The sequence below is a fragment of the Fervidobacterium riparium genome (assembly GCF_025370035.1).
Classification (GTDB): Bacteria; Thermotogota; Thermotogae; order Thermotogales; family Fervidobacteriaceae; genus Fervidobacterium; species Fervidobacterium gondwanense.
The window spans coordinates 2,070,485-2,090,656 of sequence record NZ_CP009277.1 but is presented as its reverse complement, the minus strand read 5'-3'; the positions used below and the strand labels follow the sequence as shown (position 1 = coordinate 2,090,656).

Genomic DNA, 20,172 nt, shown 5'->3' with positions numbered 1-20,172 from the left:
ATCCCCACCCAAAATATTGTGCATACTTCTTTTCGACAACTATCGATTGTATATTTCACAATCCAAAAAACGGGTATGAACGGTCGTATTCAGCTATAACCGGGTATTTTGGAGTTCGTAATGAATTAACAAATCACAACCCGAGGTATGCTTTTTTGACTTTTTCGTCTTTGAGTAGATCTTTGGAATTTCCTTCGAGGGTTATGTTTCCTGTCTCAAGTACGTATCCATAGTGCGATATGTTGAGCGCACCGACTGCGTTCTGTTCAACAAGCAGTATTGTCATTCCGTCTTCGTTAAGTTTTTTGATTATTTCGAAGACTTCTTCAACAAGTATAGGCGCAAGTCCAAGCGATGGTTCGTCCATCATGAGTAGTTTAGGCCTGCTCATGAGCGCTCTCGAAATCGCAAGCATCTGCTGTTCTCCACCAGAGAGCGTTCCGCCCAGTTGGTTTTTTCTCTCCGCAAGTCTTGGGAATAGTGAAAAGACCCATTCAAGGTCTTGTTTTACGCCTTCTTTGTCTTTTCTGTTGAATGCGCCCATCATGAGGTTTTCCATGACCGTTAAGTTTGGGAAGATTCTTCTACCTTCCGGAACAAGGCATACGCCAAGTCTGTTAATCTGGTGCGGTGGCAGGTTATGAATTTCCTTTCCTTCGAAGATGATTTTTCCCCTCTTTGCTTTAACCAAGCCAGCGATTGTTGATAGCGTCGTCGTCTTACCAGCGCCGTTGGCGCCGATAAGCGTTATGACTTTTCCTTTATCAACTTTGAACGATATTCCTTTAATTGCGTTGATTGAGCCGTAAAATACGTGTAAGCCTTCAACTTCAAGCACCGGCATGTTCCCACTCCTTACCAAGGTAAGCTTCGATAACTCTCGGATTTCGACTTATTTCTTCAGGTGTTCCTTCAGCAATTATCTTTCCTGAGTCCATAACTATTATTCTTTCACATATGCCCATGACGACTTTCATGTCGTGTTCGATGAGTATGATCGTGAGTTTGAATTCATCTCGGATGTATTTTATGAATTCCATGAGTTCTTCGGATTCTTTCGGGTTCATACCTGCCGCTGGTTCGTCGAGCAGGAGTAGCCGCGGTTCAGTCGCAAGCGCTCTTGCGATTTCAAGTTTTCTCTGCTGACCGTATGGGAGTGATGATGCTATTTCGTCCGCAAGGTGGTCGAGCTCGACTTTTTTGAGCAATTGCATAGCTTTTTCTCGCATAGCTTGTTCCTGGTTTTTGTAACCTATTTTGCTGACCGCCCTCCAGAACCAGAGGTGTCCTTTGATTTTTGGTTCTTTACCGTGCTTTTTGAGTATCGCATCAGCATCTCTTGTTGACAACAAATGGTGCATTGCAACAAGGACGTTGTCAAGAACAGTAAGCGTTCCGAAGAGCCTTATGTTCTGGAACGTTCTTGCAATGCCCAGATGCGTTATCTGGTGCGGTCTGTACGGTGTTATGTCTATGTCTTCAAATATTATCCTTCCTTTTGTTGGGAAGTATATGCCTGTAATGACGTTGAACGCTGTGGTTTTTCCAGCACCGTTCGGACCTATTATACCGAGGATTTCGCCTTCGTATGCGACGTTATCGAAGTCATCGACCGCAGTTAATCCTCCGAATTGCATCGTTACGTGGTCCATTTTTAGTATCACAGGCTTTTGAGTTTTGTTATTTGTCTTGACTTCACTCATTGTTTACCACCTCTTGAACTGATGCGCTTGAAAAATCTTATTATTCCTTCCCATGTTAGTTCTCCTCTTCCAAATATTCCGCGCTTCCAGACGATCATCGTTATGACAAACAGCACTGAGAGAACGAGCATCCTCATGCCTTGTATCGCTGGGAATTCTTTTCCAAAGAGTGTGAATGGCTGTTCGAACGCTCTGAGCCATTCCATGAGGAACGCGAAGATTATTGCACCAACTATCGACCCGCTTATGCTACCAAGTCCACCGAGAACGACCATAATGAGCACGTAGTAGGTTAGGATTGGACCGAATGTCGTTATCCTCGGGTCTATCGTGGTGAGCCAGTGGGCATACAGCGCTCCACTCACGCCTGCAAAGAATGCGCTGATAACGAATGAAAGCAAGGTGTGTTTGAAGACGTTTATTCCCATCGCTTCAGCCGCTATCGAGTTGTCTCGTATAGCTAAGAGTGCTCTACCGTATGAGCTTTTTACCAAGCTAACAATAAACAATACCGTAACTAAGAGCCAGCCCCAGCTCCACCAGATGTTCGTGTAGTTTGGCAGTCCCTTTAAGCCCAGAGAACCGTTCGTTATCGATTGCAGGTTTAGTGCAAATATCCTTAAGACTTCTGAAAAACCGAGCGACGCTATAGCAAGATAATCTCCCGAAAGTCTCAAAACCGGAAATCCGATTATGAACGCTCCGAAAGCTGCGACAAGACCGCCTATTATCGTCGCCGTAAAGAAGTCGGTGTGCAAGTTCGCTATTAGAGGGCTCGGTGGTGCAATGATAAATATCATCTGTTTTTGGTCAGGCGGAATTGTGAGAAGTGCCGATGTATACGCACCGAGTAATATAAAACCTGCATGACCAAGTGAAAATACACCAGTTATACCATTAACAAGGTTCAAGCTCACAGCCATTATTCCGTATATCGCCATCAGTGATAGTATTTGTCTTTGGTAAGAATCGAATCTAACATTGGCAATAGCAAGCAAAATAGCAACGAAAATTACGAATAGTACGGTCAGTGTTAAATCCCTTTTCGTCTTGCTCTTCATCTGCTCTCACCTCAAACTTTCTCTACCGCGCGTTTGCCGAGTAGCCCTGCTGGTCTTACAAGGAGTATGAGGATAAGGATTATGAACGCAAACGCATCCTTGTACTGCATGAGGGTTGGGAAAAATGTGATTATCATCATCTCTATGACACCGAGCAGTATACCGCCAAGGACTGCTCCGTTAATGGAGCCTATACCACCAAGAACAGCCGCTATGAACGCTTTAAGTCCCGGAACAAAACCGGTGTATGGATAGAAGCTCGGGTACCTCAAAGCCCACATGATGCCAGCAAGAGCAGCTAAGGCGGATGAGATAGCAAATGTAAAGCCAATAACATTATCAACATTGACACCCATTAATGATGTTGTCGGTATGTCAGCAGATATTGCTCGCATTGCCATTCCCATTTTTGTTCTGTAGACAATCAGATAAAGCAGAACCAAAGCAACAGCGGTTATGCCAAGGATGATGAATATGATCTTTGGAAGGTAGACGTTGCCGAAGACGAACGATTCAAAGGCAATAGTTTTGTTTTTCAAAGCCTCTAAGAATGCTTTGTAGTTCGGTCCGAAGAAAACAACCGCAAAGCTTTCAATGAAGAACGACACACCAATTGCCGTTATCAAGGCTGAAATTCTTGGCGAATTTCTCAGTGGCTTGTAAGCAAGCCTGTCGATAAGAACACCCAGTACAGCCGTTGCACCAAGCGAGAATATAACAGCGAGAGGAAAGCTGAATCTAATGAGCGTAGCTCCGTAAAATGCGAAGTATATACCCATGACCATGATGTCACCAAATGCGAAGTTAATGAGTCTCAGTATACCATACACCATTGTGTATCCCACAGCTATTAATGCATACAACCCACCAACCATCAACCCATTGAACAGATTTTGAACAAAGATAGTAAGGTTTATGGTCAATATCGACACCTCCTCAAAAATGTTCAAAAATATAAACCCGTGCCTGTGAGGTTAGCACAGAGCACGGGCGTTGTTGCGAATTATTGTAAGTTTTCTGGCGTTATCCTTGTTTCAAATGCGAATTTCCCATCTTTAACCTTTACTATAATGACGTCTTTGATTGCGTTTCCGTTAGCATCGATCGTGATGTTTCCGCTAACGCCTTGGAAACCTTTTGTAGCTCTGATTGCTTCGTTAATTTTTACAGGATCTGCTGATTTTGCGCGTTCAATAGCGTTTACGACGAGCATGTAAGCATCGTAACCAAGCGCTGCGTTCATCGCTGGGAGTGTTCCAAATTCTTTTTTGAATGCTTCTACGAAGTCCTTAGCAAGTTTCGTCGTCGCAGCTTCCGGTACGTAGTGTGTTGTGAAGTAGAGTCCCTCAACAGCCTTACCACCTATTTTAATGAGCTCTGGAGCGTCCGCACCGTCACCTGCGATGAAGTATCCTTTGTAGCCCATGGATCTTGCTTGCTGAGCAGCGAGTGCTATTTCGTTGTAGTAACCTGTGAACATTATTACATCTGCTCCAAAAGCAGTTGCTTGTCCAATCTGTGCACTGAACTCTTGGTCGCCTGATTTGTACTGTACCTTGAGTACTTGGCCTTTGTATTTCTTTTCAAATCTTTCGACGAAGTAGTTCGTCAAACCAACGCTGTAGTCCTGTTCTATGTCCACAAATATTGCCACTTTCTTGGCTTTGAGGTTCTTAGCTGCAAATTCTGCAAGTGCTGTACCTTGCAATGGATCGATGAAGCAGACTCTTGAAACAAACTTCTTGCCTTGTGTCACGAGTGGGTTAGTTGACGTAACAGCTACTTGCGGAACTTTCCTTGCTTCAGCAATTTCCGCTGCTGCCATAGAGTTGCTGCTTGCGATTTCTCCTATTACAGCAACGACTTTTTCCTTGTCGGCAAGCCTTGCCATAGCGTTTGCAGCTTCCGTTTTTTCACTTCTTGTATCTGCATACACGAGTACAATCTTCTGACCGAGAACTGTGTTCTTTTGCTTGTAGGCAAGCTCTATGCCTTTCTTCGTCCAGTCACCAAAAGCAGAAATACCGCCTGTCAGCGGTAGGAGTACACCTATCTTAATCTCAGCAAAGACACTGAGGACAAGTAAAAGCCAGAGTACAACGACCGTTTTCCTCACACACATCCCTCCAAAAAAAGTTTTAAAGTCTCTCGTTAAAAGTGGGTGGCATTGACCACCCACTCTTAATTGAAAGCAGAATTTATTTTAATTCACTTGCAGAAATCTTAGCTGCAAAGGCGAATTGTTGGTTCTTGACTGTCTCAATAACAACGTCTTTCGTTGCATTTCCATTCCCATCGATTGTGATAACACCCGTAGCGCCTTGGAAATTCTTAATCGACCTGATTGCTGTAGCTATAAGTTCTGGTTTCTTTTGCTTCGCTCTGTCTATCGCTTCTACAACCAACATGTACGCATCGTATCCAAGCGCCGATAGCGTGGACGGTTTCACTCCGTACTTTTTCACAAATGCTTCAACAAACTTCTTCGATACCTGCGTTATCGGTGCATCTGGATGGTAGTGAGCAGTAAAGTACAGTCCTTCTACAGCTTGACCGCCTATCTTTATAAGCTCTGGCGCGTCTGCTCCGTCTCCCGCAAGTATGTGTCCTTTGAATCCGAGTGCCCTTGCTTGTTGTGCCACCAATGCTATCTCGTTGTAGTATCCTGTAACAACTATCGCTTCAGCTCCGAATGCTAACGCTTGTGATAGTTGGGCGCTGAATTCACTGTCCCCTGATTTATAATTCAGCTGTTGTGCTTGCCCTCCATATTTTTTAAATCTTTCGATGAAGTAGTTAGAAAGACCAACGCTGTAGTCCTGTTCGACGTCTGTGAGGACTGTTGCTTTTTTGATTTTCAACGTTTTAACTGCAAATTCTGCAAGCGCTGTTCCCTGGAGCGGGTCGATGAAGCATACCCTTGAAACAAACTTCTTGCCCTGCGTTACGAGTGGGTTTGTCGAAGATGGGCTGACCATCGGGACTTTCTTCTTTTCTGCTATTTCACCAGCTGCAATCGAGTTACCGCTGATAACTTCGCCTATAACAGCGATAACGCCTTCTTTATCAATAAGCCTTGCGATACCGTTAGCTGCCTCTGTTTTCTCACTCCTCGTGTCCATGTAGACAACTTCGATCTTCTCGCCGAGAACTGTACCTCTTTCTTCATGCGCAAGTTCGATACCTTTCTTTACCAAATCGCCGAACGCAGAGACCCCACCTGTGAGTGGCAAAAGAGCACCAATCTTCACAACTGCAAACACACTAAGAGAACTAACTAAAAGAAGAACTAAGACGGCTTTCTTCAAACTACTCATACCTTCACCCTCCCTTGAAGAGAATCATGGAAAATTGCCTAATGTGTCTTTTCACAATTGCTTGGAACAAATTGGAAATGTAACACGCTTAAAAAATTTTTTCATATTTTAACATATTCGATTCTTTAAAGTCAATACCTACTATTATGTTCATGTAAAATACGAAGCAAATTGGCTCATTTAGATAGATATGACAACTTTATCAATCTTAGATTATAAAATTCATAGATTTTTGGACATTATAACTCATTCGAGTAATTCCATCTATTATAATTAAAGTTTTGTTGTTACAAATGTAATGTATATAAATTATTATAATTTTACATTGATAATTTTGAACTTGAAAAAGTATCTGTTTATGACATCTTTACGCTTCCATGTTTGTTAAATATTCGTAACATCATGCTGTTTCCGAGTGATTTTAATATCCATCAGAGTGAGGTACTTTCGTTAATACAGAAATCAAATTCACATGCGGAAGTGGTACATGATATAATAATATGTACAAGGTATATTCGTATGGTGAAAAATACGATACGGTAAAGGTGGTGGGCAAGATGAATGTCCTATTAGGTGTCTCTTCTGGGATTGCTATATACAAAGCTGTCGATTTGGCAAGTAAGATTAGAAAGCAAGGATGGAATCTGCAGGTGATAATGACAGAGAATGCAGCAAAGCTTATCAATCCTGTTGTATTCTCCTCAGTCGGAAATTGTAAAGTTTACACTGATACGTACGAGATTGAATCTGGTTGGATAATACACACCGAAGTATCGAAATGGGCTGATGTTTTTGTTATAGCGCCGGCAACGGCAAATACGATTGCAAAGATTGCAAATGGTTTTGCTGACAATCTTTTGACAACAACAGCACTCGCATTCAACAAGGAAAACAAGGTCATCGTTCCAACGATGAACACTCGGATGTACGAAAATCCCGCAACTTTGGAGAATTTGGAAAAGGTTAAGAAATTGGGATGGAAAGTCTTAGAGCCAGAAGTCGGGCATTTGGCTTGTGGAGAGGTTGGAAGAGGACGTTATCCTGAAAATGAAAAGATTATAGAATTCATAAATATCTTGGCTGAAGAAAAACCACTTGCAGGCAAGAAGGTGCTCGTTACAGCGGGTCCAACAAGGGAAAGCATTGACCCGGTGAGGTATATTTCGAATCACTCAAGTGGTAAGATGGGATATGCAATTGCGAACGCGGCGAAAAGGTTAGGCGCAGAGGTTTGTTTGATAACCGGACCTACGTGTATGGAATATCCTTACTTCGTCGATGAAATCGTGAAGATCGAGAGCGCGCGCGAGATGTTTGAAAAGGTTTTGGAAAAATACAATGACTATGATATACTTATTATGTGTGCCGCCGTTGCGGATTACGCACCTGTTGAAAGTGCTAAAGAGAAGATTAAGAAATCTTCCGATAAGCTTGTAATTGAATTGGGTAAGACACCTGATATATTAGAATATGTAGGTCACCACAAAAGACCGGGTCAAATTGTTGTCGGATTTGCCGCAGAAACTCAAAATATAATAGAAAACGGTTACGAAAAACTTGTAAAGAAAAATGCCGACGTTATAGTTGCAAACGATGCTCGAAAAGTGATGGGAAGCGATAAGACAGAGGTATATATAATATTCAAAGGCAAAGCAGTTGTGAATTTGGAAGGTACTAAGGAAGAAGTAGCAAAGGAGTTGTTGAAGAGAGTATGCACAGACGCGCGCTAAGATTGGTGGTATCCTTTTTATTCATTACCATTTTCTTTTCAAGCGTATTCTCTGTAACTATTGAAAAGGTGTACGTTGGTATAAAGTACTCGTTCAGGAATTTTCGAACTAACGGGGACGTGATTTTTATTGATCCGTTCAGCCGCAATATGGCGGTTTATGATATATCAAGCAAGCAAATTTTATCGTATTTCAACTACATTGGAAACTTCGTTATCGCCGTGTATGATTTAAAAAATGGGTATTTGGTCGTTGACAGGACAGGACCTTACCTTTCGAAAATATCTCTCGATGGTGAACTCTTGCAGAGCGTCAAATTTGAAAGGCGTATTCAGGGTAGCCTTTTCGATGGAAAGAATGTTTACGTACTGCTGGAAGGCGGGGCTTTACATATATACGACACCAATTTGAAAGCAGTGTCTAAATCGACATTCTCAGGTTCAGCAGCTTATATCTTCCTATGGAAAGGAAAAGTTTTAGGTACTTATCTTTGGAACGATTCATACGATGTTGAATTTCTTAACGAAAAACCTTTGAAAATTGGTCTTACGACACCCTCTATTTTGGTAAATGACTTGCTTGTCGACACACGCGGAGGTCAGGTTTACAACTTGGCAACTGGTAAACTGACAAAATTGGCTTCCTACATATCAAGTGCGTATTTCGATGGAGAGGTTTATTACATAGCTTCTATGTCGAATTCAACGATTTATATACTCAAGAACGATGAAATCATAGGAGGATTCAAGGTTCCTTACACGCCTACGTATGTCGCTAAGGTGGGAGAACAAGTTGCGGTTCTCAGCGCACCGTATAATAAGGTTATGGTCACATCAAATGGCAAGGATATAACCACATTAGATACGGGCGATTATCCTCTTGAAGTATTTAAGATAAATAATTCAAACAATTCATTTGCAGTGTACTGTTCAGATAGCGGTGAAGTTTATTACTACTATTTCTAAGAATCCATAACCAAAATGGCAGGTAAAGGAGGTTTTATTCATGAAAGCAGTAAGGTGGGTAAATACTCTATTTCCCAAGGTAAAGAATTCGCAGGCAATTTCAGAAGCTCTACACGAGATGCGAAGGTTTTCATGCGATTACTGTATTGTTCTCGACGAGGATGGCAAATTTGACGGTTTGCTCCACAAGTCGGTCGTTAAAGAAGTAGAAATGGATGAAAAGGTAGCTTCTTATGTTGTCTTCCCAGATTTCTACATCGTTGAAGATTCAACAATCGAAGAAGCGGCGATGATGCTCATCGAAAACAAGGAAACGATACTTCCAGTTGTGAATTCCAACAGCGAAGTCATCGGCGTGCTCTCGATACAGGAAGTTCTCGAAGCGATGACTGAAATCGCCGCAATGGATGAGCATGGAATAAGGATCAATCTCACTTTACAAGACAAGCCCGGAGAGCTGAAGAGAGTCATAGACGTACTCGCTAACAACAAAATTAACATCTTGTCAATACTCACTCTCAAAGATGGCGAAAACAGGCAAGTTTCCATTAAGGTTGACAGCAAGGACGCAGAGAGTGTTGCAGGCATCCTCGAAGTATATGAAATCCCGTACGAATCCATAGTGGAGGAAGAGGGTTTCTTTTAATTAGGCGATGGAACTGCATTTTAAGTTAGAGCAATTTGAAGGTCCTTTGGATCTACTCCTTTATTTAGTTCAAAAAAAGAAAATAGACATCCGTCAGCTGTCCATTTCTCAGCTGGCGGATGAGTTTTTGTACTATGTTAACCAGATGGAAGAATTTAATTTGAATATAACTTCGGAGTTCATAGCGACCGCTGCGTATCTTTTGGAACTGAAATCGAAAAGCTTGCTTCCGATGAGCGAAAAGGAAAAGAAAGAGTACGAATACAAAAGGGAATTGTTGATACGCAGAATTGAGGAATACGCGAGGTTGAAAGAGTTAACGGAACACATTGCAAACAGCAGCAATCCCGATCAGTATCCCGTAAAGATTCCATACGTTTTCCCGAAGGTCGACGAAAAGAAGTTAGTTAAGATCGTTAAAGCGGCTATTCAAGAAGTCGAAGTTAAGCAGAAGGTTTATGTTATTAAAAAAGAGAACTATTCTCTCGAGAGGATAATGGCTGAGATAGAAGAAATATATGACAATGTAAGCCTGTACGAGATTTTGAGAAATAGCAATTCAAGGTATGAAATCATCGTTAAGTTCTTAGCTGTGCTCGAGTTGATAAGGTTTGAAAGGTATACAATTGACGACGACATGGTCTTAAGAAGAGTGGTGAAAGAAGATGTCGCAACTGCAAGATGATTTGAAAAGATATGTTTCTCTTGTTGAAGCCATTATATTCGCTTCCCGAGGTATATCGAAAACATTGCTTATTGAACTTACCGAACTGCCTGAAGAAAAACTTGATGAGGTTTTGAAATATCTTCAAGAAAGGTATTCCGGCGAAGAGTACGGAGTTGAGTTGAAACAAATAGAGGATTACTATAGATTCTACACAAAACCGCAGTTTTCCGATTTTGTTTCTAAGGTTGCCAAGCGAAGAAATCTCGGAAGTTTGTCTCCATCTCAATTGGAAATTGCGGTATTTCTTGCTGTTCGAAGGCAGGCAACTAAGCTCGAGATAGACAGCATGCGCGGTAAGGATTCGTCCAATTTAATCAAGCAGCTGCTAGTAGCTGGGGTTATTAAGAGGCGAAAACTGGGAAGGACATTTGTGTACAGCCTCACCGATACGTTTAAAGATGAAAGCATGATAGAAGAATTAGTAAGACAAGCCGGTGGAGCTTCGTTTGAAAGCATTGGCAAGGATTTATTTGAAACGCCCGAGCCATCAGAATCTCAAGAAAAAATCCCGCAAGACAGCAATCAAGATGCTGCTACAAAGGAAGAAATCGCCCCATTCGAAGTCATTCCTGAAGATATCGAACTTCCACCTGAAGAATGAAAAGGGAATATAAAGGAAGGTGTTAGATGTGACAGTCAACGAAGCAAAGTACTTATCAAAAAAGATAATGGAAGCCGGAGAAATTCCTCTTCTCATCGGCCATTTTGGTGTTGGGAAGACCGACATTGCAAGAGACATCGCAAAAGAGACAAACAGGAAGCTTATCATACTCGTTCTGTCCCAGATGGAGCCCGGAGATTTGATAGGTCTGCCTGCAAGAGATGAGAACAAGACAAAATTCTTGGCACCAGATTGGTGGCCCGAGGATGGGAATACTATAATACTGCTTGACGAGATAAACCGAGCTCACAGAAGCATCAGAAATGCTATAATGCAGCTGCTTGTCGATAAAAGGATACACAACCACGTACTTCCGGAAGGTACGTGGATAATGGCTTCCATGAACCCGCCAGATGAAAATTACGACCAGGTGGAGCTAATAACCGATCCGGCTTTTCTGAGCAGGTTCTTTATATTGGAAGTCCACCCGGACCCACAAGAGTGGATAAGTTGGTCAAGGCAGGTAAACGTTGCAGAGGAAGTCATTAGTTTTATCTCCAAATATCCAGAATTTTTGTCCGTTCGCGAAGGCGTCTCTTTGAAAACCTCCATAAAGCCGAGCCCGAGAAGCTGGTATAAACTGAGCCGGGTGCTTTCACTTATGAACGAACAGGAAAAGAAAGAATATTCTTACATCCTTGCCAGCGGGATAGTTGGACCTGAGGCAGCAAAGGTATTCGTAGATCAGAGCATATCAGGTTCCATGTACAGCCCGTCTGAGATACTCTTAAAAGGTCACATACCTCAGGAGCTTGATATACACGAAGCTAATGGAATTTTGATAAGGCTCGTCGATTTCATAACAACGGTAGATGACAAAGAACTCGAAAGTCTCAAGAACAATGTCGAAACGATCGTTGAAAATCTGTTCAAACTTTCAAAAGTTGTGCCGAGAGATTCGTTCGAAGCCTTCATCAGGATGCTTGTCAATTTGTCGAATACACCCGGTTTAAAGGGCGAACTTTCTGACACGATTATGAGAAAACTCATCTCTTATTCGGAATAACACTCCGAAAGCAAAGAGAACATAAATTTAACACAAAATTAAACAAAATTAGCGAATGTGTGGTATCATTTAATCGTATATTTCTTTGAGGAAGGAGAGATTAACATGTTTGATCACGAACACAAACACCATCATCACGATGATCACGAATGTGATTGCGGTCACGAACACGACCACGATCATGAACACCATGACCACATCGACGCATTCACGCTTATGGACGAGGAAGGAAACGAACACCACTTCGTACTGCTTGGCGAAGTCGAAAACAAAGGAAAAACTTACTGGGTATGTGAAGAAATCTTCGTAGAGAATGAAGAAATCTCTGAATTTGGAGATACATACTTGTTCGTCAAGTCAGAAGACGACGAGGGAAACGTTTTCCTTGACTCCGTGCAAAATGAAGAAGAGTTCAACGATGTCGTAAAGATTTGGGAAGATATGATGGGTGACGAGGATTTCTTCATCGATACAGACGAAGAAGATGAAGAGGAAGAATAAGTTTCTAATTTTTCATCTTGACCTCAATTACCTGTTTTGGTAAAATATCTTTCGGCAAAAATGATTCGCTTGGTGCAGGCGTAGCTTCAAGAGGTGGAGCGCCTCCTTGGTAAGGAGGAGGGTGTGGGTTCGAGTCCCACCGCCTGCTCCAAAAACCAGAAAAGAGGGTACAGTTGTGCCCTCTTTGTTTTTTTTATTGCCAAAGATGAGCAAATAGTTGTATAATTATATTCTCAGTCTTGCTAATATTTCTCCAGGGGTGGGATAGATGAACTTTACGGTATTTTTGCTGCTTTTACCATCTGTTGTCGTTTCTGTAATTATTGGCGCCAACGATGCCGGAAGTCTCCTCGGTCCAACGATAGCAAACGGCATCTTTAAAATGAGAAAAGCCCTTTATTTTTCTATAATTTTCATCCTTTTGGGCTCTTTGATTGAAGGTATGCCAAATTTGAAAGTTGCATCAAACCTCGTCAAGGTAGATACAGCCGGAGCGCTTATAATAAACATCTCCTCAGCAGCGGTTGCCTTATTTTTCTTGCGAGCTAATTTGCCTATTTCAATGACGCAGGCAATTGTAGGAGCAAGTGTTGGAGTAGGGTTCTTATTGAAAGAAGTAAATACAGAAGTGCTTTTGTTCATAGCCTTGGGCTGGTTCGCCACACCTGTTGCTTCGTTTGCAATCGCATATTTGTTCTTTAAAATCTTTGCGTTAATTTTTAGAGGCATTAAAAACTTAGGCGTCAGAGAATTGGTGTTGAGAACTTTCTTATGGTCTTTCACACTCTACGGTGCATTTTCTTTCGGAGCCAATAATGCCGGAAAAATCACAGGACTTCTACTTTCCCAGGGTGTTAATCCGTATTTGCTATTATTAGTCGGTGGGCTGTCCCTTGCTGTTGGAGTTTATTTTTTCGGAAAACGCAGTATTTATACAATTGGAAGAGAGCTTGTTGCGCTTGATGACTTTTCAGCGATGGTAAGTATCAGTGCATCCGCCGTAACTTTGTGGTTATTCTCCGCTATTGGTTTGCCAATATCGGCTTCGCATTCAATAGTCGGAAGCATAGTCGGCGTAGGGTATGCCAGAGGTACGAGGATTCGCAACGAAAGGATATTTAACAGAGTACTATTCTCTTGGTTGCAGGCCCCACTGTACAGCGGTATATTTTCCGCATTACTATTTTCAATATTTAAACTTTTGTGGTAAAATATATGCGTAAAAAACAAAACGGAGGTGCATTTCAAAGTGGACCTAAAGGCATTTATAAGAGACATTCCAGACTTCCCACAAAAAGGAGTTATATTCAGAGATATAACCCCTCTTCTCAAAGACTCAACAGCTTTTAAACACGCTATCGATACGATTGTTGAAGAAGCAAAGAAATACGAGTTCGACGTTATTGTCTGTCCAGAAGCAAGAGGATTCATGATAGGCGCTCCACTTGCATATATTCTAAACAAGGGATTTGTTCCTGTGAGAAAACCTGGAAAACTCCCATACAAAACGATAAGCGATACATACGAACTCGAGTACGGGAAAGCGGAACTCCATATACACGAAGATGCTATAAAACCCGGGCAAAAAGTACTAATCGTCGACGATGTTCTTGCAACTGGCGGTACTGCTTTGGCACTTAAGAGATTGGTCGAAAAAGTTGGAGGTCAAGTCGTTGCAAGTGCGTTTTTAATTGAGCTCACATACCTTAATCCAAGGGATTTGCTTAAGGATCTTCCAATAATTGCACCTATCAAGTATTAATTCTTTAAAAATCAGAAAACAGACTTAGCAATCAATCGTTGTAATATTTAGATTAGAATATTAAGAGAGCAAAAAACGGAGGTGCCTTAACGTGTTAAAGTTCGATTTGACTTACACCCTCTCTGAGAATGTTGCAGGAGGGCTTGATTACACAGAAATAGATTCTTACTCCGGAAAAGTGGAAGAATTCTTGAAAAAGCTTGACGAAAACAAACCAGGCTTCGTTAATGCCGTTCTTACAAGAAAATGGATAGACTCGGTAAACGAACTGAGCGATTTTATCTTCACATTCGACAGTCTCGTAGTGCTTGGTATTGGCGGTTCAGCACTTGGAAATATCGCCCTTCAAAACGCACTAAGACCGTTCAACTGGAATTCTATGAATGTTGAAGAAAGAAACGGATTTTTGAGGATTTTCGTCGTTGACAACGTGGATCCAGATAATCTCGCCGCTGTGCTTGATTGTATAAACCCGAAGACAACGCTATTCAATATAATCTCTAAGTCTGGTACAACGGCAGAGCCAATGGCAAACTACCTCATTGTTCGCGGAATACTCGATGCGTACGGATTAGACCCGAAGGAACATATAATCTTCACAACAGACCCGGAAAAAGGTGTACTGAGAAGACTCGGAAGAAGCGAAGGCATACGCATGCTTGATATACCACCAGATGTTGGCGGAAGGTTCAGCGTCCTTACTCCAGTTGGATTGCTTTCTGCCAAAGCAGCAGGTTTGGATATTGAAGAACTCATAATCGGCGCAAAGGACGCTTACGAAAAAACCATAAAATCGCCGCTTTGGGAAAATCCTGCAGCGTTGCTTGCAGTAACACATTACTTGCATTACAAAAAAGGCAGAAATATCTCTGTTATGATGGCATATTCGAACAGATTGTATTACCTCGCTGACTGGTACAGACAGCTTTGGGCAGAGAGCCTCGGAAAGATGTACGACAACGATGGAAATAAAGTGAACGTTGGTCAGACACCGGTTAAAGCACTCGGTGCGGTAGACCAGCACTCACAAGTACAGCTCTACAACGAAGGTCCAGATGACAAGATAATCACATTCTTGAGAACTGAGCAGTTCGAAAGAGAAATAACAATTCCAAAACTCCACGAAAACGAACCAGAGCTGGCATACTTGGGTGGCAAGAAACTCTCAACACTCCTCAACAGTGAACAAACAGGAACGCAGCTTGCACTTGCAAAGCACGGAAGACCATCGATAACCGTAAACTTCCCGAAAATTGACGAGTACCACCTTGGACAGTTCATCATGTACTACGAACTCGCAACTGCTATCGCTGGACATCTGCTAAATATAAACCCATATGACCAGCCGGGTGTCGAGCTTGGAAAGAAGATAACATACGCACTCATGGGAAGAGGCGGATTTGAGGAATACAATTACCAAGATTCTGCACAGAGAAAGGTTGAAGTAGAATGATGAAAGAATACGTCGAAATCCTCAAAACAATTTTCGATCCAGTTGCAATATTTCTAAAAGATGAAGAATTTGTGGTTGTCGTCAAAGATGAAAAAACAGTGCAGGATGCTGTAAAGAAACTTTCAGAAACGATAGATGATGACATAAGCCTCATGATTTTGAACAACGACGAATATGAGAAGATGAAGGACAAAGTTCTCGGTGAAAGGTTGCTATGACCATCTGTGTCACGGGGAAGATAGCCACTGGAAAAAGCACTGTCTCAAAGTTTTTTGTTGGTAAAGGGTTTGAGTACATAAACGTAGATGAACTGGGTCATAAGGCATTTGAGATAAACAAAGAAGTAATCAAGAAAACGTTCGGAACTGACGACAGAAAAGAAGTAGGAAAGATAGTCTTTGCATCAGAAGAGAAATTAAGACAGCTCGAGCAGATAGTACACCCTACAATGTTGAAACTATTAGACAAAAGGCTCGAAGAGCTGAAAGGGAAAGACATAGTCATAGAAGCAGCGATAAAAAGAAGGCTTGGGATTAAGAATTGCGATTTGACGATAACAGTTGTTGCAAGTCCTGAAACGATAAGAGAACGTCTAAGCGGACGGTACGACGAAAAGACAATTGAAGAGATACTGAAAAGGCAGGAAGATATTGTTGAAGAGGGAATAGTGGTTGAAAATAACAGTAAGATTGAAGAACTGCAGGAAAGATTAGAGAAGATATACGAAAAATATGTGAATAAATAACCCCCAGCTTTCGCTGGGGGTCTTTACACCCTTATAGGGAAGCTCAAAACATATCACTATGAGGAAAAAACAAGAGCCATATGTTTCAAACCCTCATAGCGACGCTCACAATTGTTTCAATCCCTTGTAGGGAAGCTCAAACTCTGTGCTATACTGACTTTTCCGTTTCCCCAGTACCACTTCCACTAATCAGGCCTTGTCATGGCTTTAAATCCCTCATAGTTAATATAAGACAGGTTCACAAAGTTCTAAAATTTCAAAAGAAGAAATCATGCAGCAATATATAATCTAAACACCTTTAGAAAGTTTGTGAGAATAGTTAGGAACGCTTCACTGGATCCGCAAACTGTGTCGAAATTTTATGGGAATGTACAAAGATATTTGCCAATAAACAGCCTTTTTAACACCATAGTTCCTGTGGTTTGTGGCATATTAGATCTTAGAATTTCAACCCCTCATAGAGTCGCTCAGCTACATTGTATTATACCATGGAAATTGTTTTTCTTGTTAACGGTTAATACAAATATCAGTATATACAATAGTCAACATAAACTGTGAAGAGAGAAGGGAATAAAAAGGTGGAGTCTACTCTAAATCCGCGGCAACTCCGGCCTTATAATCTCTCCCTGGGGTGTTATGATTATTTCCATTCTCGTGCCGCAACATCCTGAAAAGGCTGCATACGTGATTTTTGCTTCTTTTCTTCTTTTCTTTGGCAGTGTGAGAACCACCAAATCCCACTGTACTTCACTCGCAGGCAGGATTACAAAATTTCGAGTGTTTCTCGGCAGTTTTTCGACAAAAGTGACTAACCCACCTTTGTCAAGCAAGATAATGAATGTTTGGAAAGTGTTGCTTGGAACAAGGTAATATGTCCAGGGCTTTGTCTTGATAAGTTCTGCGTCTAAGCACTTCGGGAGGTCAGAACCAAAGTATTTAAGCAGAGCGTCGCTGATGTACACTCTTTCCGTTTCCCTGGGGTTTTCCATCCCTCCCACCTTAACCAAGTATCGTTCTAATGTTGGATAACCGTATTCCTTGAACTTCAGTCCTCTTACTTCCGTCGTCAGATAGTACAACCCTGTCTTGCTATCGCACCTTAACCAAATATCATGCGAATAGTTGACACTTTTTTTCATCATACTCCCCCCATTCTTGTGTACATCTCCTCAAGCCAACACACCTTCCAATATTCTGACTGAGAGAATGGGATTGTTGTTCAAACAAACGGTCTTGACTTTGGATAAACAAACAACCCCCAGCTTATTAAACTGGGGGTTGTCCTTCACCTCGTTATTTCCTCGGCTCTATCTTTTTCAATTCTCCAGAAATCATTTTTGAGACAATCGTGTCGATTGATGTTCCGGGCTCTACAAGGTAGATGTCTATTTTTCTTTCAACGAGCTCTTCATACATGTGCTGTCCCATCCTGACTGCTACGACTGCGTCTATCTGTCCTGTCGATTCGAATACGTCGTCATGTCCGTGATGATGGTTTCCATTTCCGTGTCCGTTTCCATGTCCGTTGCAGCAGCTGGTTTCGTGGGTTTCTTCGTGTCCGTGATGTCCATGATGTCCGTGGTGACCTTTTGCATGGAGATTTTCAACAAGTTTCCTTTCAAACTCTTTTCCGTCTTTGATTTCCACTATCGTGAAATACTCAGCTCTTCCAAAGTGATCTGCAACCATCTTACTATCGTTTGTGGGTATCGCAAATCTCATCTTTGTTCCCTCCTTTTTTGAAATTGTTAACTATTTAGCTCATCAAGAACGCTTCAAATGATTCTTTGAGTTTCTGAATATAGATTCTGAGTTCTTTGAGGTATTCTTTTCCAGTTTCGGTAATGCTGTAAACCTTTCTTGGTGCTCCGCTACCTTCTTCTATTCTATACTCAACAAGCCCGTGGTTACTTAGTTTTCTTAGAAGGCTGTAGAGAACGCTCTGATCGTGTTTGAATGGGTAGTACTCCAAATTCGAAACTCTTTCATACAGCTCATATCCGTGCATATCTCCTTTTGAAAGCTCATTTAAGACAACCGCTGTTAAGAAATCTCCCATGGAAAAGCCCATCTCTTCGCATCTATGCGGTCCATGCATTCCGTGTCCTGAACAGCCGCATCTTCGCCTCATCGTCTCACCTTCTTTCTTTTCGTATGTATTAGTCAATTCACAGTACTGATTATATATCAGTAATATGAAATTGTCAATATATTTTTTTGAAAAAACAAAGCCCTCGCTGGCTGGAAGCGAGGGCTGGGGGTACTGGTACGAGGAGGAACTATTTTTTAAACGTCGAAGTATAGGTCGTATTCTTTTGGATGAGGTATTGCGTTTACTTGTCTTTCTTCCACAAGTTTTGCATTTATCCAGTGGGTTATTAGTTCTCTTGGGAATGTTGTGAGGAATTCATTGTTTTCTTCGAGTGCTTTACAGCTTTCTTCAAGTGATTTTGGAAGTGGTTTGAGTTCTTTTTCGTACATGTCGCCTTCAAATGGTCCAAAGCCTTCAGCGGTTGGGTCTATTTTTCTTCTTATTCCATCCACGCCAGCAAGTATCATGGCTGCATATCCAAGGTATGGGTTGCATGTGGCGTCTATTGTTCTGAATTCAATTCTGCGCTTTTCTGGGTCTTTCACGTATGCAGGTATTCTAATCGCCGATGTTCTGTTGGCAAGTGCGAATACTGCGTTTGTCGGCGCTTCAAATCCTGGGACAAGACGTCTGTATGAGTTTGTAGACGGATTGGTGAATGCCATGAGAGCTGGTGCATTCTTCAAAATGCCACCAACGTAGTAGAGCGCTTCTTGTGAAAGGTTGTAAAGTTTGTCGCCATTGAAGATGTTTTTACCATTCTTCTTTAAGAATTGATGTACGTGCATTCCGTTTCCTGCTTCATCGTACATCGGTTTTGGCATGAATGTTACGATGTAGCCGTATTGTTTTGCCACAAGCCTTGCAACGTGCTTGACTATCATTGTGTAGTCCGCTGCTTTTAGAGCTTCAACGAGTGGAAGTTCTATTTCAACTTGGCATGTGCCAACCTCGTGGTGGTGGTATTTTACCGGAACGCCGTATTCCAGAAGTTTCTTGACTATCGCGTTTCTTACTTCCATGAATTTGTCAAATGGCGGGATTCTGTGGTATCCTTTCTTCCTGCCTATGAAATACTCCCCTGTCTCGCTCGATTTCCAAAATCCTTCTGCACTGTCTATTTCGAACATGACTCTGTTGGATTTTACATCGTACCTAACGTCTTCAAATATGTGGAATTCGTACTCAGGACCGAGGTAAACTTCATCGGCTATGTCTTTTGTCGATTCGAGTGTTTTCTTAAGTATTGTTCTTGGGTCGTGTGAGCATGGTGTCATGTTCTCTACTTCGTAGACATCGCATATCATAGAGAGGACTTTCTCGCTATCGTACTCTTCTATCATTGCTGTTTCTGGATCTGGGATTATCACCATATCGCTGCTGAAAACTTCTGCATATCCAAGATTCGACGCGTCAAATCCTACACCTTCAGTAAAAGTCTTTTCGGAAAAGTTTGTCTTGGCTAATGTTACGTGCCTCCATCTACCCCAGAGGTCAACTACTTTTAGGTCGATAAAATTAATTCCTTCCTGTTCGATAAGCTTCAAAACATGAGAAGCGCTCATTTTCGTCCCTCCCAAAGTTTGATTTTCGATAGCTATGCATTTTAATGATAACATTAGGGCATGAGCAATCCAAATCGTCCAAATTTTCACTAACATCAGAAATAACACCTGTCTTTAATTATCTGCCTTTGTTCACACAGTTTCTTAATGATTCTTCAGTATACTTGTGTATGTACAGAATTCTTAACTGTAAATTTCTTTGAAAATGCGAAATTTTGTAATATAATTGATTTGCTAC

At 41.7% G+C, this 20,172-nt stretch carries 22 protein-coding genes and 1 tRNA gene; 13 read left to right on the top strand and 10 right to left on the bottom strand.

The genetic code is table 11. The features are described from left to right. Window positions 1-133: 133 nt before the first annotated feature. From IB67_RS10070 to IB67_RS10045, 6 genes are all read right to left on the bottom strand, one after another. Window positions 134-844, bottom strand: coding sequence for an ABC transporter ATP-binding protein (locus tag IB67_RS10070; protein WP_072760324.1), 711 nt, complete (start codon window positions 842-844; stop codon window positions 134-136). Then, complete coding sequence (locus IB67_RS10065; protein ID WP_072760322.1) at window positions 831-1,703, bottom strand: ABC transporter ATP-binding protein; 873 nt, start codon at window positions 1,701-1,703, stop codon at window positions 831-833. Before IB67_RS10065 ends, IB67_RS10070 begins: the two co-directional genes overlap by 14 nt. Then, window positions 1,700-2,764, bottom strand: coding sequence for a branched-chain amino acid ABC transporter permease (locus IB67_RS10060; protein ID WP_072760320.1), 1,065 nt, complete (start codon window positions 2,762-2,764; stop codon window positions 1,700-1,702). Before IB67_RS10060 ends, IB67_RS10065 begins: the two co-directional genes overlap by 4 nt. Window positions 2,765-2,775: 11 nt before the next feature. Next, window positions 2,776-3,687, bottom strand: coding sequence for a branched-chain amino acid ABC transporter permease (locus IB67_RS10055; protein ID WP_084634418.1), 912 nt, complete (start codon window positions 3,685-3,687; stop codon window positions 2,776-2,778). An 80-nt stretch (window positions 3,688-3,767) separates the two neighbouring features. Then, window positions 3,768-4,880 carry an ABC transporter substrate-binding protein gene (locus IB67_RS10050; RefSeq protein WP_072760318.1) on the bottom strand — a complete coding sequence of 371 codons (1,113 nt, stop codon included), beginning with the start codon at window positions 4,878-4,880 and terminating at the stop codon, window positions 3,768-3,770. Between the two features lie 82 nt (window positions 4,881-4,962). After that, window positions 4,963-6,081 carry an ABC transporter substrate-binding protein gene (locus IB67_RS10045; RefSeq protein ID WP_339747179.1) on the bottom strand — a complete coding sequence of 373 codons (1,119 nt, stop codon included), beginning with the start codon at window positions 6,079-6,081 and terminating at the stop codon, window positions 4,963-4,965. Between the two features lie 557 nt (window positions 6,082-6,638). Here IB67_RS10045 and coaBC point away from each other — a divergent pair. From coaBC to coaE, 13 genes are all read left to right on the top strand, one after another. Beyond that, window positions 6,639-7,811 carry a bifunctional phosphopantothenoylcysteine decarboxylase/phosphopantothenate--cysteine ligase CoaBC gene (gene coaBC, locus IB67_RS10040; protein ID WP_339747176.1) on the top strand — a complete coding sequence of 391 codons (1,173 nt, stop codon included), beginning with the start codon at window positions 6,639-6,641 and terminating at the stop codon, window positions 7,809-7,811. Further along, the gene (locus IB67_RS10035; protein WP_339747173.1) at window positions 7,793-8,776 is read left to right on the top strand and encodes a hypothetical protein; all 984 of its coding nucleotides are present in this window, start codon (window positions 7,793-7,795) and stop codon (window positions 8,774-8,776) included. The genes coaBC and IB67_RS10035 overlap by 19 nt, the downstream gene beginning before the upstream one ends. 40 nt (window positions 8,777-8,816) lie before the next feature. Next, the gene (locus tag IB67_RS10030; protein WP_339747170.1) at window positions 8,817-9,422 is read left to right on the top strand and encodes a CBS domain-containing protein; all 606 of its coding nucleotides are present in this window, start codon (window positions 8,817-8,819) and stop codon (window positions 9,420-9,422) included. A 46-nt stretch (window positions 9,423-9,468) separates the two neighbouring features. After that, window positions 9,469-10,107 (top strand): segregation and condensation protein A, encoded by a 639-nt coding sequence (locus tag IB67_RS10025; protein WP_339747167.1) that lies wholly within the window; start codon window positions 9,469-9,471, stop codon window positions 10,105-10,107. After that, window positions 10,088-10,750, top strand: a complete 663-nt coding sequence (locus tag IB67_RS10020; RefSeq protein WP_072760308.1) for an SMC-Scp complex subunit ScpB — start codon at window positions 10,088-10,090, stop codon at window positions 10,748-10,750. Before IB67_RS10025 ends, IB67_RS10020 begins: the two co-directional genes overlap by 20 nt. Before the next feature lie 28 nt (window positions 10,751-10,778). Next, entirely contained in the window at window positions 10,779-11,816 is a 1,038-nt protein-coding gene (locus IB67_RS10015; RefSeq protein ID WP_072760307.1) for an AAA family ATPase, read from the top strand. Window positions 11,817-11,921: 105 nt separating this feature from the next. Further along, a complete protein-coding gene (locus IB67_RS10010) occupies window positions 11,922-12,317 on the top strand; it encodes a DUF1292 domain-containing protein (RefSeq protein WP_084634417.1) in 396 nt (131 codons plus the stop codon). A 74-nt stretch (window positions 12,318-12,391) separates the two neighbouring features. Then, window positions 12,392-12,468 (top strand) — tRNA-Thr (locus IB67_RS10005). A gap of 117 nt (window positions 12,469-12,585) precedes the next feature. Next, window positions 12,586-13,527: an inorganic phosphate transporter gene (locus IB67_RS10000; protein ID WP_434223481.1), complete on the top strand. Its 942-nt coding sequence runs from the start codon at window positions 12,586-12,588 to the stop codon at window positions 13,525-13,527. A 39-nt stretch (window positions 13,528-13,566) separates the two neighbouring features. Continuing rightward, entirely contained in the window at window positions 13,567-14,079 is a 513-nt protein-coding gene (locus tag IB67_RS09995) for an adenine phosphoribosyltransferase (protein ID WP_424695348.1), read from the top strand. 91 nt (window positions 14,080-14,170) lie between these two features. After that, on the top strand, window positions 14,171-15,532 hold the full coding sequence (locus IB67_RS09990) for a glucose-6-phosphate isomerase (RefSeq protein WP_072760304.1): 1,362 nt from the start codon (window positions 14,171-14,173) through the stop codon (window positions 15,530-15,532). Then, complete coding sequence (locus tag IB67_RS09985) at window positions 15,532-15,750, top strand: hypothetical protein (RefSeq protein ID WP_084634422.1); 219 nt, start codon at window positions 15,532-15,534, stop codon at window positions 15,748-15,750. Before IB67_RS09990 ends, IB67_RS09985 begins: the two co-directional genes overlap by 1 nt. Further along, the gene (gene coaE / locus IB67_RS09980; protein WP_072760301.1) at window positions 15,747-16,277 is read left to right on the top strand and encodes a dephospho-CoA kinase; all 531 of its coding nucleotides are present in this window, start codon (window positions 15,747-15,749) and stop codon (window positions 16,275-16,277) included. The genes IB67_RS09985 and coaE overlap by 4 nt, the downstream gene beginning before the upstream one ends. Window positions 16,278-16,867: 590 nt before the next feature. Here the strand turns inward: coaE and IB67_RS09975 are convergent. The 4 genes from IB67_RS09975 to glnA form a co-directional block, all read right to left on the bottom strand. Then, entirely contained in the window at window positions 16,868-17,416 is a 549-nt protein-coding gene (locus IB67_RS09975; RefSeq protein WP_498875310.1) for a hypothetical protein, read from the bottom strand. Window positions 17,417-17,570: 154 nt separating this feature from the next. Then, window positions 17,571-17,999, bottom strand: a complete 429-nt coding sequence (locus tag IB67_RS09970; RefSeq protein WP_072760297.1) for a NifB/NifX family molybdenum-iron cluster-binding protein — start codon at window positions 17,997-17,999, stop codon at window positions 17,571-17,573. Between the two features lie 34 nt (window positions 18,000-18,033). Then, complete coding sequence (locus IB67_RS09965) at window positions 18,034-18,408, bottom strand: PadR family transcriptional regulator (protein ID WP_072760295.1); 375 nt, start codon at window positions 18,406-18,408, stop codon at window positions 18,034-18,036. A 155-nt stretch (window positions 18,409-18,563) separates the two neighbouring features. Next, entirely contained in the window at window positions 18,564-19,934 is a 1,371-nt protein-coding gene (gene glnA / locus IB67_RS09960) for a type I glutamate--ammonia ligase (RefSeq protein ID WP_498875309.1), read from the bottom strand. Window positions 19,935-20,172 lie beyond the last annotated feature (238 nt).